Below are 13434 nucleotides of genomic sequence, written 5' to 3' on the forward strand. Positions count from 1 at the left end.
GATCTCTCCCGTCCCCGTACCGCCTCGTGCCCGTACCTGCCGGTCCGCCGCTCGGACGCCCTCGGGCTTCCTGGCCACCGACCGCTCATCGTAGGCGCCGGGGGCCGGCGGACACCGACCGCGTCAGGCACCGGCCGTCACGGGTGTCCGTCACGGGGCGTCCGTCACGGACTGCCCGTCTTCAGCCGCAGATTCCACTTGGCCAGCGGCTCTCCGACCGGCTGGAAGATGGTGACGGTGGCACCGCCGAAGTTGCCGCAGGTGGCGGCGCCGCCGCCGGAGTGCATGCCGATCGCCATCGGGGCGTTGGGCTGGGTGACGTACGAACCGCCCGAATCGCCCGGCGCCGAGCAGGCGTTGGTGAACGAGAGGCCGTCGATGACCGTGTTGCCGTAGTCCACGGTCTGGTCGACCCGGGTGATCTCTCCGCAGTGCCAGCCGCTGCTCTGCCCGGAGCGGCAGATCGACATGCCCACCAGGCCCTCCTGGGAACCGGTGACGGCGACCGGCGTACCGCCCTGGCCCGCCACGTACGAGCTGACGGTCCAGCCCGGCTGGTCGACCCCCACCAGCCCGAAGTCGCCCTCACGGTCGTTGACGCTGTGCCGGCCGCCCTCGTTGGAGACCCCCATGCGGGTGCCGTCCTTGCCGTACGCGTCCTGGTCGGCGGTGAGGGTGCAGTGACCGGCCGTCAGGAATCCCTGGAAGCCGTCCGGCCCGGTCACCGAGAAGCCGACCGAGCAGATGCCGTCGCTGCCGGGCATCCACCGCTCGCCGCCCACCACCGAGCCGCCCTGCTGACGTGGTCGCCGGTCGCCGCGTTCGAAGGTGACGGGGACCTTCGTGCGCGCCCCGAGAGAGCGGACGGCCTCCTCGAAGGCATCGGTGCGGGCGGTGCGCCCGGTGTGGTCGAGACGGACCACGACGCCGTTGGCGCGCTCGTCCACACCCCACCCGGTGATGCCCGGTACGCCCTTGCCGGCCTTCCGGTTGATCTGCTGCACCAGTGCGGAGAGCGTGGCGCGGCTGTGCGGCACCGTTTTGGGCTCCGCCCCGGCGGCACGTACCCGCTGCGCATCGGCGGCGCCGGTGACCGCCACGACGAGCTTGCCGGTCGTCTTCTCGAACCACATCCCCGCGGGCGGTGCGCTGAGCGCCCGGCGCACGGTGGCCACGGCACGGTGCGCCTCGGCCTCCTGGGCGAGCCGGATGCGCACCTGCTGTGCCGTCAGCCCGAGGTCCCGGCGCATCGCATCGAGCATGGCGCGCGGCGAGGGCGGGGGCGACGGGTCGGGCCGCGGCACGGCATGCGCCGGGCCGAGCGGGCCGGCGGCCGCCATGACGGCGGCGACGGTCGCGCCCCAGAGAGCTGCCTTGCGGAAGCGGCGTTCCATCGGGGTCTCCTCGCGGTGTCGAGTGCACGTCGGATCCGATTCGTCGAGCCTGCTCGACACCGGGGCGTGCGGCACGAGGGAGATCCCCTGCATCATGGCCGGGTGAGGTACGACCCCGGCCGTCAAATCCCCGCCTCCGGTGGCACGGTAGCCTTCCGGCGGCTTCCCCGGGCCCTGCGGAAGGTGACCTACTCGGGCGCCCGCCATCCGGGAGCGCCGACACCTGAATGCCCGTCATACGACCCGGCGAGGGCGGGCGGTGCACCCGGCGGCGCCGCCCCCGATCCCTTCGCCGACCTGGCCGGGGGCGCGAACTGCCAGCGCTACGCCTATGCCGTGCTGCGCCACTTCGGCCTGCTGATACCGCCGTTGCGCTCGGCGGAACTCTGGGCGGACGAACACGCAACACGGCGGGCCGCCCCTCCGCAACCGCTGGATCTGGTGCTGTTCGACTCCGGGCCGCTCGACGGTCGGCCGGCGGGGTACGGCGCGCATGTGGGCGTGCACCTGGGGCCCGACCAGGTCCTGCACCTGTGCCGGGAGGTCGGCGAACCCGCCGTATGGCGCTATGCGGACTTCGCGGCGCGCCCGCGCTACGGGAGGTTCCTCGGCGCCAAGCGGGCGGTGCGCCCGACGGAGCCCTGAGCGCCCGGCGGGGCGGCAGGTCCTAGAGGCGGCGGGGCTGGGAGCGCCTTGCGCCGGCCGGGCGGGAGAGCACCTTGATGCGGCGGCGCGTGAGGCGTCCCGCGCTCAGAAACCGCCGCCGAAGCCCCCGTCCCCTCCGCCGCCGAAGCCGCCGCCGTCGCCGAAGCCCCCGCCGTCGAAGCCGCCGCCGTCGCCGAAGCCGCCGCCGAAGTCGTCGGAGTTGAAGTCGGCTCCGGTGGAGTCGCCGCCCTCGGCACCGGTGGGGCCGCCGAAGCCGGCACCATAGGCGTCGGTCGACCACATCATGTTGCCGAGCAGCGTGCCCACCAGGAGGCCGGGCAGCAGGCCGCCGCCGAAGTAGCCGCCGGCCCAGGGGCCGTAGGCCGGACCCGCGTCCCAGTAGGGGCGGTCGCCGCTCGGGGTGCGGACCGTACGGGCCAGCGGCTCCCGGCCGTCGTCCAGGCGGCTCTGGTCCGCGGCACAGACCGGCACGGTGCGCTCCGCACCGCCCGCGGGGGCCCAGGCGGCATCGGCGACGGACGGCCCGTGGCGCGGATCGAAGAAGCAGGGCAGTCGGCGCTCGGGCAGCGGCCTGCCCTCGCGTCGCGCGGCAAGGGTGGCCAGCGAGAACCGGCCGTCCTCCAGGGCCTTCGTCACGGCCTGCACCTCGCCGGGGTGCCCGGCCGCCGCCATCGACGACTTGGCGTTCTCGTACGCGTCCAGCGCATGGCTGTAATCCGCGCGCATCGCGTCGTCGGCACCGGGCTCGCCGGGGTGGAAGTCGAGCCGGTCCAGCTCCTCGCCGAAGGCGGTGATGTCCTCGTCGACGACGACCCGCAGGTCCTCCAGCGCCGCCCGCTCCTCCTCGGCCCGCCTTCTGCGGTTGCGGCGGGCGAGCGCGTACGCTCCGCCCCCGCCGACGACGACCAGCACACCGAGACCGATCGCGGTGCCGGTGTCGAAGCCGCTGGTGCCGGAGTCGCCCCAGGAGGCGGGTGCCCGGCCCTGCGCCGAGGTGAGCGCGGTGTCGACGAAGCTGTTCAGCCGGGCGTTGACGCTCGGGTACTGGGAGCGCTTGACCGATCCGACGAGGTTCTGCACCGCGCTGTGCGGCATCACCCGCGGGTCGGCACCGGCGTTGAAGCCGTTGCCGAGTTCGACGGCGTAGACGCCGCTGATGCCGGTCTTGGTGCGGAGATCTCTCAGCAGCGTTTTGGGCTGGTACTCGGCGGCGCGTGGCAGCACGGCGACGAAGACCGGCTTGTCCGCGCCCTTGATCTTCTTGGCCAGCGCCTCCGCTTCGGCCGGGGAGAACTGCCCCGCGGCACGGGGATCCACATAGACCGGGCCCTTCTTGAGGGCTGCCGCGGCCTCGTCGAGCCCGCCGGCGGCACGGGCTCCCGGTGCCAGTGCGGCCGCCACCACCAGCAGGGCGGCCATCAGCAGGAGAACCGGCCCGATCAGCGCACGACGTGTTGCGGTCTTCATGTGTTCGACGCTACCTGAACCGCACTTTCCAGACATCACCGGTGACGGGGTCGATTCGGCCCGCACCGGGGGATTCTCCTCCGTCCGCCGACGGCTGTCGCGCCGGCGATGGCCATCCAGGTGATCGCTCCGCGCGTCGTTTTTGATGATCAAAGCGCCGGGGATGTTCCGGCTCGCCACTCCCCCGAGGAAACGAGGAGACGATGTGCAGGGCCACCTCGATGGCCACCAATCTGGCCGTCGCCGTCGCCGCCACCGCCGTCGGATGCATGCTGGTGATCTCGTTGACGCCGTCGAGCCCGCACGGCGGCAAGAACGGGCCGTCGGCCGGCCGTCCGACGGCCACCGTGTCCGGCCATGCGGGCCCGGCCGCGCGGGCCGCCGCCTCCGTCCTCCACACGGCCGGCGCCGGCCCCGAAGAACCCGGGGAGCCGGAGGACTTCGCCTCTGTGCCGACGGGACGGATCGAGGTGACCGCGCCGGGGCCCGGTGTCGACTACAAGGCGAACGGCAGCTTCACGGCGGCCTGGAAGAACAGCACGGGCGAGGAGGTGGACGTCTGGCTGCGGGCGGCGACGGGCCACGGCCGGTCGCAGCGGGTGGCCCTGGTGGTGCCCCGGGCGGAAGCCGGACCGACCGGTGAGGCGATCGTGACGCTGCCCAAGGTGCCGCCGGGCCCCCGCTACGCCCTGGAGGTGGCCACGGCCGGTGACGGCGCGGTCGGCGCCGTCAGCCGGACCTTCACCATCACCGAATGACGGGCCGCGGGCGGCCGCCGGCCCGCGGTAGCCCGCCCGCAGGAAGCGCCCCGGGGAGACGCCCTCTCAGGAGCGTCGGGAGCCAGGGGGCGTGGAGGGCTGAGGAGCGTCGAGAGCGACCAGCCCCGCCAGGGCCTCCCGGTGCCGGCCCGGCGACCCCAGGGCGAGTTCATCGCTCTTGGCCCGCTTGAGGAACAGATGGGCCGGGTGTTCCCAGGTCATGCCGATGCCGCCGTGCAGCTGGATGCACTCCTGGGCGGCGCGCACCGCCACCGGCGCGCAGTACGCCTGGGCGACGGCGACCGCCACCGGAGCGTCGGCGCTGCCGGTGGCCAGTGCGTCCGCGGCATTGCGGGCGGCGGCGCGGGCCGAGGCCACCTCCAGCCAGAGCGCGGCCATCCGGTGCTTGAGCGCCTGGAACGAGCCGACGGGGCGGCCGAACTGGGTGCGCTCGGCCGTGTGGCGCACGGTTTCGGCCAGGCACCATTCGGCGACGCCCAGTTGTTCCGAGGCGAGCAGCCCGGCACCGGTGAGCAGGGCGTGTGCGACGGCGGTGCGGGCCCGGTCGCCGGTCGCCAGGAGCCGGCCAGGGGCGCCGTCGAAGGTGACGTGCCCCAGGGGCCGGGTGAGGTCGAGCGGGGTGACGGGGTCGGTGCGGACACCGTCCGCCGCCGCCTCGACCGCGTAGAGGGCCGGGCCGTCGGGGCCCCCGGCCGGGACCAGGAGGAGTCCGGCGCCCGCGGCGTCGGCGACGGAGGTGACCCGGCCGGTCAGGGCACCGTCGGCCGCGGCCCGTACGGTCGGTGTGGCCGGCCCGCCCGGAGCGGTCGGCAGCGGGACGGCGAGCACGCCGACGGTGTTGCCCCCGGCGAGCGCGGCGAGCGGCGCGGCGACGTCCGCCTGACCGTGGTCGCAGCCGAGCAGGGCGGTCACCGCGATGACGGCGCTGGTCAGATAGGGGACGGGGGCGACACAGCGGCCGGTCTCCTCCAGCACCACGGCGGCCTCGCGGGCGCTCGCGCCCGCTCCGCCGAGCTTTTCGGGCACCAGCAGGCCCGCGGCGCCGATGTCCGTGGCGAGCGCCCGCCACAGGCCGGTGTCGTAGGCGGCCGCCGACTCCAGGCCCGCGAGCACGGTGGCCGGACCGCTGCGGTCGGCGAGCAGCGACCGTACGGCAGCACGCAGCGCGTCCTCCTCCGCGGAGTAGAGGAGGTCGGGGTCGGCTGCCGGGGTGCCGTTCAGGGGTGTCCCGTCGTTCATCGGGGGAGGTCCTTCCACGCGACGTCCTTGTCGGTGCGCGGCTCGGGCGGCAGCCCCAGCACACGTTCGGCGACGATGTTGAGCAGCACTTCCGAGGTTCCCCCTTCGATGGAGTTGCCCTTGGCGCGCAGATAGCGGTAGCCGGCCTCGCGGCCGGTGAAGTCGACCCCGTCGGGGCGGCGCATCGTCCAGTCGTCGTAGGTCAGACCGTCCTCGGCGAGGAATTCCACCTCCCAGCCGCTGATCTCCTGGGCGAGCCGGGCGAAGGCCAGCTTCATCCCGCTGCCCTCGGGGCCGGGCTGGCCGGTGGGGGCGCCCCCCGCGCGTGGGGGTCCCCCCGCTCGAGCGGAGCCGAGAGTGGGGGAGGAGTTGAGGGTGGGGGACAGCTGCTGGCGCAGCCGCTCGCCGGTGAGCCGGGCCACCTCGGCCTCCACCCACAGCGTCAGCAGCCGCTGGTGCAGATCGTGGGTGCGCAGCTCGGGCCGCGCGCGCCAGTCGGCGGCGGCCACGCCGATCATCCCGCCTTCGCGCGGGATGCGGGCGCCGCCGATGGCCACCCGCTCGTTCATCAGCGTGGTCTGGGCGACCTTCCAGCCCTCGCCGACCTCGCCGAGGCGGCGGCTGTCGGGGATGCGGACGCCGGTGAGGAAGACCTCGTTGAACTCGGCCTCGCCGGTGATCTGCCGCAGCGGACGCACCTCGACGCCGGGGTCGGTCATGTCGCAGATGAAGTAGCTGATGCCGCGGTGCTTGGGCAGGCCGGGGTCGGTACGGGCGATCAGGATCGCCCAGCGGGCCAGATGGGCGCTGGACGTCCAGACCTTCTGGCCGTCCACGATCCAGTCGCCCGCACCGCCGGCTTCGCCCCCGTCCTCCCGGACCGCGCGGGTCGCCAGGGCCGCGAGGTCGGAGCCGGCGCCGGGCTCGCTGAACAGCTGGCACCACACCTCCTCGCCGGTCCACAGCGGGCGCAGCAGTCGCTGCTTCTGCTCGTCGGTGCCGAAGCGCAGGATGGTGGGCGCGGCCATGCCGAGGCCGATGCCGATGCGGCCGGGGTCGTTGCCGGGGGCGCCGGCGGCCGCCAACTCCTCGTCGACGACCGCTTGCAGGGAGCGTGGCGCGTCCAGCCCGCCGAGGCCTTCGGGGTAGTGGACCCAGGCCAGTCCGGCGTCGAAGCGGGCGCGCAGGAAGTCGAGTCGCCCGGTACGGGCCGGAGGGTGTGCGGCCAGCAGCTCGGCGGTGCGCCGGCGCAGGTCTTCGGCGTCGGTCATCGGGTCTCCTCGGCCGTGGGCAGGATGACGAGCCGGCCGGTGGACGTACCGTCGGCGACCCGCTGGACGGCAACGGCTGCGTCCTCCAGGGGAAACCTGCCGCCGATGAGCGGCTTGACGGCGCCCTGTGCGGCGAGCCCCGCGAGCTCCTCGTGGCAGGCGTCGACCGCGGCCGGGTCCTTGGTGTTGTAGAGGCCCCAGTGCAGGCCCAGGATCGCGTAGTTCTTCACGAGCGCGTGGTTGAGGGCCGGGGTCGGGATGGCGCCGCCGGCGAAGCCGACGACGATGATCCGGCCCTCGAAGGCGATGCACTTGACGGACTTGGCGTAGGCCTCGCCGCCCACCGGGTCGTAGACCACATCCGCGCCACGACCGCCGGTGGCCTCCTTCACGGCGGCGACAATGTCGTCGTGGCGCCGGTCGAGGACGAGATCGCAGCCCAGTTCGCGGGCGGTGCGGGCCTTGTCCTCGCCGCCCACGACACCGATGACCCGCGCACCCGCGGCCTTGCCGAGCTGTACGGCGGCGCTGCCGACGCCCCCGGCGGCGGCGTGCACGAGCAGGGTCTCGCCCGCCTGGAGCCGGGCCCGGCGGTGCAGTCCGAACCAGCCGGTCTGGTAGCCGATGTGCAGTGCGGCGGCCTCGGCGTCGTCCAGCGCCTCGGGGGCCGGGCGGACCGTGGCCGCGTCGACGACGGCGAGTTCGGCGAAACCGCCGTCCGGCAGCGGCGGCTGGGCCAGCACCCGCGCCCCGGTCTCACCGGCCGCCCCCTCCCCCGCGGCGATCACCTCGCCGCAGATCTCCACGCCGGGGGTGAACGGCAGCGGCGGCCGGACCTGGTACTGGCCGCGGCACAGCAGGGCGTCGGGGAAGTTGACGTTGGCGGCCCGCACCCGCAGCAGCAGCTGACCCGGCCCCGGCTGCAGGTCCGGCACCTCCTCCAGCCGCATCACCGCACGCGGCTCACCGTTCGCGTGTACGCGCCATGCCTTCACCTGGTGCCTCCACAGACCTTGGATACGCGGGTGGGGCAAAGAGCGCGCCGGCGCCCCTCGCCAGCGACATACTAAGCGGTCGGTATCCTCCAGGGAACAGTCTCCGCCACATCGCGGGGACGGTCCGGCCCCGGCCAGGCGCGCGAGGTGGTTCAGGTGCGCCCGGCCCGCTGCTGGGCGTCGCGCAGGGCCTCGGACGGGGTGGCCCACCGGGCCCGTATCACCGGGAAGCCGGCCTTTTCGCAGGCGTCACAGACGAGGTCGTCGTCGTCGACGACATGACGGACCTCGCGGCCGCGGGCGATCCGGCGCAGGATCTCCAGCTTGGTGTGCCGGGCCGGGCGCCGGTCGCTCTCGGGGCGCATCCACAGCCGGCCCTCGGGCAGCCCGTGCCGGGCGAGCCAGGCCAGCGTGTCGCGGCGGCAGCGCTCCGGACGGCCGGTCAGATAGACGACCTCGCAGTCCTCCGTGCTGCGCAGGGCCAGGGCCACCCCTTCGGCGAGCGGAGGGTCCTCGGTGGCGGCCGCGAAGAAGGCCTTCCAGTCACGTGGTGTGCGGTGCAGCAGATGCTGCCGGTGACCGGCGTCGGCGAGCGTGCCGTCCAGGTCGAAGACCGCCAGGGGGCGCCTCGTCATGCCGTTGCCGTCCTCGTTCGTCGCCGCCGTTCGCCAGACGCCTCGGGCCAGGTGACCACGATCCGGCCGGATGCGATGCCCTGCGCGAGGGAGAGGCGATCGTACGCGACCTCGGCGCAGGTCGCGGTGTCCATCCGCAGCCGCACATCGGGGCGTTCGGCGGGTCCGTCCGCATAACCGGGCCGGCCGTCCGCGGAGCCGGACCCGCTGTCCGCGGAGCGGTGCCCGCCGTCCGGACCGTCGGAGCACAGGCCGTCGCCCTGCGCTCCGCCGCCCCCCAGGACGACATGGAACTCGCCCTCGTCGAGGGCGATACCGACCACCTCGACGCCCTCCGCGAAGTGCCGGGCCAGCCGGGCGACGAGGGGCACCGCGAACCAGTGGGCCCGCACCGCGTCCGTCGGGCGCTTCTCGTCGAGGGCGGGGGCGCCCCAGTCGGCGAGGGCGGTGAGCGCGGGCAGCAGCGCGCGACCGCGGGGGGTGAGTTCGTAGACGAAGGCGGCTGAGGGCGGGGCGAGCCGGCGGCGGGTGACCAGGCCGTCCCGCTCCATGTCCTTGAGGCGGGAGGCGAGCATGTCGGTGCTGACGCCCGGCAGATCGGCGTGCAGATCGGTGTAGCGCCGGGAGCCGCCCAGCAGCTCCCGGACGATCAGGAGCGTCCAGCGGTCGCCCACGGCGTCCAGGGCTCGGGCAACGGCGCAGTACTGGTCATAACTTCGGCGCGGCATGACACCCAGCATAGACAGAGGTTGGACTTTCCAAGTCCCCACTTGGTAAAACCAAGTACGGTGTATCGAATGCTGCCGCGCCGCGCGGTGAGCGAGGGACCGGGAGGCCACCGCATGCAGTTCAAGCAGTCCAGCAAGATGGCCGACGTCTGCTACGAAATCCGCGGGCCGGTGATCGAGCACGCGGACGCACTGGAGGAGGCCGGCCACAGCGTGCTGCGGCTGAACACCGGCAACCCGGCGCTGTTCGGCTTCGAGTGCCCGGAGGAGATCCTGCAGGACATGCTGCGCAACCTCTCCCGCGCGCACGGCTACACGGAGTCCCAGGGCATCCTCTCGGCCCGCCGCGCGGTGGCCCAGCGCTACCAGCGCAGCGGGCTGCCGGATGTCGACGTGGACGACATCTACCTCGGCAACGGCGTCTCCGAACTCGTCTCGATGGCGGTACAGGCGCTGCTCGACGACGGCGACGAAGTCCTCATCCCGGCACCGGACTTCCCACTGTGGACGGCGGTCACCACACTCGCGGGCGGCAAGGCCGTGCACTACCTCTGCGACGAGTCGGCGGACTGGCTGCCGGACCTCGACGACCTCGCCTCGAAGATCACCGACCGGACCCGGGCGCTGGTCATCATCAACCCGAACAACCCGACCGGCGCGGTCTACCCCCGTGAACTGCTGGAGGGCATGCTCGACCTCGCCCGCCGCCACGGCCTGATGGTCTTCGCCGACGAGATCTACGACCGGATCCTGTACGACGACGAGGTCCACCACCACGCCGCGGTGCTCGCCCCCGACCTGGTCTGCCTCACCTTCAGCGGACTGTCCAAGTCCTACCGCGTGGCCGGCTTCCGCTCCGGATGGCTGGTGGTCTCCGGCCCCAAGCAGCACGCCGCCGACTATCTGGAGGGCCTGGGCACCCTCGCGTCCATGCGACTGTGTCCGAACGCGCCCGCCCAGTACGCCATCCAGGCCGCACTCGGCGGCCGTCAGACCATCGAGGACCTGGTGCTGCCGGGCGGCCGGCTGCGCGAGCAGCGCGACCGGGCCTGGGAGCGGCTCAACGAGATCCCGGGCGTCTCCTGCGTCAAGCCCAGGGGCGCGCTCTACGCCTTCCCCCGCCTCGATCCCGCGGTCCACAAGATCCACGACGACGAGAAGTTCGTCCTCGACCTCCTCCTGCGGGAGAAGATCCAGGTCGTCCAGGGAACCGGTTTCAACTGGCCGCACCCCGACCACTTCCGCATCCTCACCCTCCCGCACGCCGATGACCTCGACGCCGCGATCAGCCGGATCGGGCGCTTCCTGGCGGGCTATCGCCAGTGACACCGGACGGCGGAGGTGCCGGAGGGCCGTCACGGCAAAACGCACCCCACCCGGCACTCACTCGAACGGCCGTACGCCCCCGCGGCCCCCGTCGGCCGTCCCCCGGTCCGGTCACCGGCCGCCGCGGCGGGCCAGGAGGCCGTCCTGGCGCCGGGAGGGCGCCGCGGCTCCGTCCGGGGGCCTCCCGGCCCGGACGGCCCGCCCGCCCCGTGACGGCCCGTCCCGCCGGCCGCGGCGCGAACGCGCCCTTGAGCGCATCGCCCGCAGCGGATTAGGTGGAGGGCGGCAATCCTGCCGCCACCCCACCAGGGAGAGGGATTCCATGCCCGTACGGCCTGCGGAAACAGAAGCGGAGCTGGAAGCTCACCTGCGCGGAATATGCTTCAAGACGGGGCCTCCGCGCCGTATCGGCGTCGAGATCGAATGGCTGGTCCACGACGCGCGCAACCCCCGATGTCCCCTCGAACCGGACCGGCTGCGCAGCGCGGCAACGACGTTGCGCGCCCTTCCCCTCAGCTCCCTCCTGACCTTCGAGCCCGGCGGCCAGCTGGAGCTCAGCTCGCTCCCCGCCCGCACCCTCTCCGAGTGCATCGAGGCGGTCACCGCCGATCTCGCGCTGGTGCGCCCCGCCATGCTGGCCATGGGCCTGGGCATGGCCGGCCACGGTCACAACCCGTGGCACCGCCCGCAGCGGGTGCTGACCGAACCGCGCTACAACGCCATGGAGGCGTACTTCGACCGCTGGGGCTCCGCCGGGCGGTCCATGATGTGCGCCACCGCTTCCGTGCAGGTGTGTGTGGACGCCGGCTACGAGGAGCCGGGGCCGCTCGGGCACGGTCGGCGCTGGCTGCTGGCGCACCTGCTGGGCGCGGTGCTGGCCGCGGCCTTCGCCAATTCGCCCACCAGCGAGGGCTGCCCCACCGGCTACCGCACCACCCGCCAGGTCGTCTGGTCGCAGCTCGACCCGGGCCGTACGCTCGCCCCGCCGCAGGGGGCCGACCCGCGCACCGCCTGGGTGGCGTATGTCCTGGACGCCCCGGTGATGTGCATCCGCGCCGAGGACGGGCCCTGGGACGCGCCGGAAGGGCTCACCTTCCGCGAATGGGTCCGTACCGGCGTGCCCAGACCGCCCACCCGGGAGGATCTGGACTACCACCTCACCACCCTCTTCCCGCCGGTACGGCCGCGCGGTCATCTGGAACTGCGGATGATCGACGCGCAGTCGGGCGACGCCGGGTGGGTCGTGCCGCTGGCCGTCACGGCCGCGCTGTTCGACGACCCGGAGGCCGCGGAGCGGGCGTACCGCATCGTCAAACCCCTTGCGGAGACGGCGGGCTCCCGGCCGGCCCCGCGCAATCCGCTGTGGCGGCGCGCCGCCCGCGCGGCGCTGACCGACCCGGAACTGCACACGGCGGCGGTGGCCTGCTTCGCCGCCGCCCAGGAAGCCCTGCCGCGGCTCGGCGCCTCCGCCGAGGTGCGGGCGGCGGTCGCGGAGTTCACCGAACGGTATGTGGCACGCGGCCGCTGCCCCGCGGACGATCATCTCGACGCCCTGTACGCCGCGGAGGGCGATCTCATCGTTGGGAAGGAGAGCCAGTGACCCCCGATCCCGAGCTCCTTCGTGAGCGCGCGGCCTCGGCGCTGCTCGCCGCCCGTGACCGCACCCGCCTGCTGACCACCTGTGTCGAGGATCCCGACCTCATCGCGCAGCACTCCCCCCTGATGTCCCCGCTGGTGTGGGACCTGGCCCACATAGGCAACCAGGAGGAGCAGTGGCTGCTGCGCACCGTGGGCGGCCGGGACGCGCTGCGCCCGGACATCGACTCCGTCTACGACGCCTTCGAACACCCCCGGGCCCGGCGCCCCTCGCTTCCGCTGCTCGCGCCCGACGAGGCGCACGGCTATGTCGCCGAGGTCCGCGGCCGGGTGCTGGACATCCTGGAGCGCACCGAGCTGCACGGCGGTCCGCTGCTCGACTCCGGCTTCGCCTTCGGCATGATCGCGCAGCATGAGCAGCAGCACGACGAGACCATGCTCATCACCCACCAGCTCCGTGCGGGTCCCGCTGTGCTCACCGCGCCCGAGCCACCGCCCGCCTGCGACGACATCTTTCCCGCTGAAGTCCTGGTGCCCGGCGGGCCGTTCTCCATGGGCAGCTCCACCGAGCCCTGGGCGCTGGACAACGAGCGGCCCGCGCACCACCGGCTGGTGCCCTCCTTCCTGATCGACACCACCCCCGTCAGCAACGGCGCCTACCAGCGGTTCATCGAGGCCGGCGGCTACGAGGACCCGCGCTGGTGGGCCCCGGAGGGCTGGGCCCAGGTACAGGAGCACGCGCTGCGGGCACCGCTGTTCTGGAAGCGTGACGGGGGCCAGTGGCTGCGCCGGAGGTTCGGGGTGACCGAGCCGGTGCCGCCGGACGAGCCCGTGCTCCATGTGAGCTGGTACGAGGCGGACGCCTATGCGCGCTGGGCCGGCCGGCGGCTGCCGACCGAGGCCGAGTGGGAGAAGGCCGCCCGGCACGATCCGGTGACCGGGCGGGCCAGGCGCTACCCCTGGGGCGACGAGGACCCCACGCCGGCGCACGCCAACCTCGGCCAGCGGCATCTGCGGCCCGCACCGATCGGCAGCTACCCGGAGGGCCGGTCGCCGCTCGGCGTACGGCAGCTGATCGGCGATGTGTGGGAGTGGACGGCGAGCGACTTCCTGCCGTATCCGGGCTTCGCCGCCTTCCCCTACCGGGAGTACTCGGAGGTGTTCTTCGGCGACGAGTACAAGGTGCTGCGCGGCGGCTCGTTCGCCGTCGACCCGGTCGCCTGCCGGGGCACCTTCCGCAACTGGGACCTGCCGGTCCGCCGGCAGATCTTCTCCGGGTTCCGCACCGCCCGGGACGCCGACCCGGCGGCGGACGCATGACGGCCGCGGCCCCGCCGA

12 protein-coding genes are annotated in these 13434 nt (G+C 73.7%); 5 read left to right on the top strand and 7 right to left on the bottom strand.

Features of this window, described 5'->3' with window-relative positions:
- Window positions 1-164 precede the first annotated feature (164 nt).
- Window positions 165-1394, bottom strand: coding sequence for a S1 family peptidase (locus ABZ851_RS31000; protein WP_361134561.1), 1230 nt, complete (start codon window positions 1392-1394; stop codon window positions 165-167).
- Window positions 1395-1496: 102 nt separating this feature from the next.
- Between ABZ851_RS31000 and ABZ851_RS31005 the strand changes: the two genes are divergently transcribed.
- Window positions 1497-2039: a cell wall hydrolase gene (locus tag ABZ851_RS31005; protein WP_361134564.1), complete on the top strand. Its 543-nt coding sequence runs from the start codon at window positions 1497-1499 to the stop codon at window positions 2037-2039.
- Between the two features lie 105 nt (window positions 2040-2144).
- Here the strand turns inward: ABZ851_RS31005 and ABZ851_RS31010 are convergent, their stop codons facing one another.
- Entirely contained in the window at window positions 2145-3527 is a 1383-nt protein-coding gene (locus ABZ851_RS31010; RefSeq protein ID WP_361134567.1) for a hypothetical protein, read from the bottom strand.
- A 203-nt stretch (window positions 3528-3730) separates the two neighbouring features.
- On the opposite strand from ABZ851_RS31010, the gene ABZ851_RS31015 reads away from it, so the two are divergent.
- Window positions 3731-4285: a hypothetical protein gene (locus ABZ851_RS31015; RefSeq protein ID WP_361134570.1), complete on the top strand. Its 555-nt coding sequence runs from the start codon at window positions 3731-3733 to the stop codon at window positions 4283-4285.
- 66 nt (window positions 4286-4351) lie between these two features.
- Here ABZ851_RS31015 and ABZ851_RS31020 read toward each other — a convergent pair whose 3' ends face one another.
- The 5 genes from ABZ851_RS31020 to ABZ851_RS31040 form a co-directional block, all read right to left on the bottom strand.
- Complete coding sequence (locus ABZ851_RS31020) at window positions 4352-5545, bottom strand: acyl-CoA dehydrogenase family protein (protein WP_361134573.1); 1194 nt, start codon at window positions 5543-5545, stop codon at window positions 4352-4354.
- Window positions 5542-6816: an acyl-CoA dehydrogenase family protein gene (locus ABZ851_RS31025; RefSeq protein WP_361134576.1), complete on the bottom strand. Its 1275-nt coding sequence runs from the start codon at window positions 6814-6816 to the stop codon at window positions 5542-5544. The genes ABZ851_RS31020 and ABZ851_RS31025 overlap by 4 nt, the downstream gene beginning before the upstream one ends.
- Window positions 6813-7811, bottom strand: coding sequence for an NADPH:quinone oxidoreductase family protein (locus ABZ851_RS31030; RefSeq protein WP_361134579.1), 999 nt, complete (start codon window positions 7809-7811; stop codon window positions 6813-6815). The genes ABZ851_RS31025 and ABZ851_RS31030 overlap by 4 nt, the downstream gene beginning before the upstream one ends.
- A gap of 152 nt (window positions 7812-7963) precedes the next feature.
- Window positions 7964-8446, bottom strand: a complete 483-nt coding sequence (locus ABZ851_RS31035; protein ID WP_361134582.1) for a hypothetical protein — start codon at window positions 8444-8446, stop codon at window positions 7964-7966.
- Window positions 8443-9174 carry a helix-turn-helix domain-containing protein gene (locus ABZ851_RS31040; protein ID WP_361134585.1) on the bottom strand — a complete coding sequence of 244 codons (732 nt, stop codon included), beginning with the start codon at window positions 9172-9174 and terminating at the stop codon, window positions 8443-8445. Before ABZ851_RS31040 ends, ABZ851_RS31035 begins: the two co-directional genes overlap by 4 nt.
- A gap of 114 nt (window positions 9175-9288) precedes the next feature.
- Between ABZ851_RS31040 and ABZ851_RS31045 the strand changes: the two genes are divergently transcribed.
- From ABZ851_RS31045 to egtB, 3 genes are all read left to right on the top strand, one after another.
- Complete coding sequence (locus ABZ851_RS31045) at window positions 9289-10500, top strand: pyridoxal phosphate-dependent aminotransferase (RefSeq protein ID WP_093491234.1); 1212 nt, start codon at window positions 9289-9291, stop codon at window positions 10498-10500.
- Window positions 10501-10822: 322 nt separating this feature from the next.
- Window positions 10823-12100, top strand: a complete 1278-nt coding sequence (gene egtA / locus ABZ851_RS31050; RefSeq protein WP_361134588.1) for an ergothioneine biosynthesis glutamate--cysteine ligase EgtA — start codon at window positions 10823-10825, stop codon at window positions 12098-12100.
- The gene (egtB, locus tag ABZ851_RS31055; protein WP_361134592.1) at window positions 12097-13416 is read left to right on the top strand and encodes an ergothioneine biosynthesis protein EgtB; all 1320 of its coding nucleotides are present in this window, start codon (window positions 12097-12099) and stop codon (window positions 13414-13416) included. Before egtA ends, egtB begins: the two co-directional genes overlap by 4 nt.
- The last annotated feature ends 18 nt before the right edge of the window (window positions 13417-13434 follow it).

This window comes from Streptomyces sp. NPDC047049, assembly GCF_040643995.1.
Classification (GTDB): Bacteria; Actinomycetota; Actinomycetes; order Streptomycetales; family Streptomycetaceae; genus Streptomyces; species Streptomyces mooreae.

What these genes read in the sequence shown, in the direction of transcription:
- egtA (WP_361134588.1), top strand. Translation starts at nt 10,823, where the DNA reads ATGCCCGTACGGCCTGCGGAAACAGAAGCGGAGCTGGAAGCTCACCTG.
- ABZ851_RS31020 (WP_361134573.1), bottom strand. Translation starts at nt 5,545, where the DNA reads ATGAACGACGGGACACCCCTGAACGGCACCCCGGCAGCCGACCCCGAC.
- ABZ851_RS31000 (WP_361134561.1), bottom strand. Translation starts at nt 1,394, where the DNA reads ATGGAACGCCGCTTCCGCAAGGCAGCTCTCTGGGGCGCGACCGTCGCC.
- ABZ851_RS31025 (WP_361134576.1), bottom strand. Translation starts at nt 6,816, where the DNA reads ATGACCGACGCCGAAGACCTGCGCCGGCGCACCGCCGAGCTGCTGGCC.
- ABZ851_RS31010 (WP_361134567.1), bottom strand. Translation starts at nt 3,527, where the DNA reads ATGAAGACCGCAACACGTCGTGCGCTGATCGGGCCGGTTCTCCTGCTG.
- ABZ851_RS31045 (WP_093491234.1), top strand. Translation starts at nt 9,289, where the DNA reads ATGCAGTTCAAGCAGTCCAGCAAGATGGCCGACGTCTGCTACGAAATC.
- ABZ851_RS31035 (WP_361134582.1), bottom strand. Translation starts at nt 8,446, where the DNA reads ATGACGAGGCGCCCCCTGGCGGTCTTCGACCTGGACGGCACGCTCGCC.
- ABZ851_RS31040 (WP_361134585.1), bottom strand. Translation starts at nt 9,174, where the DNA reads ATGCCGCGCCGAAGTTATGACCAGTACTGCGCCGTTGCCCGAGCCCTG.
- ABZ851_RS31015 (WP_361134570.1), top strand. Translation starts at nt 3,731, where the DNA reads ATGTGCAGGGCCACCTCGATGGCCACCAATCTGGCCGTCGCCGTCGCC.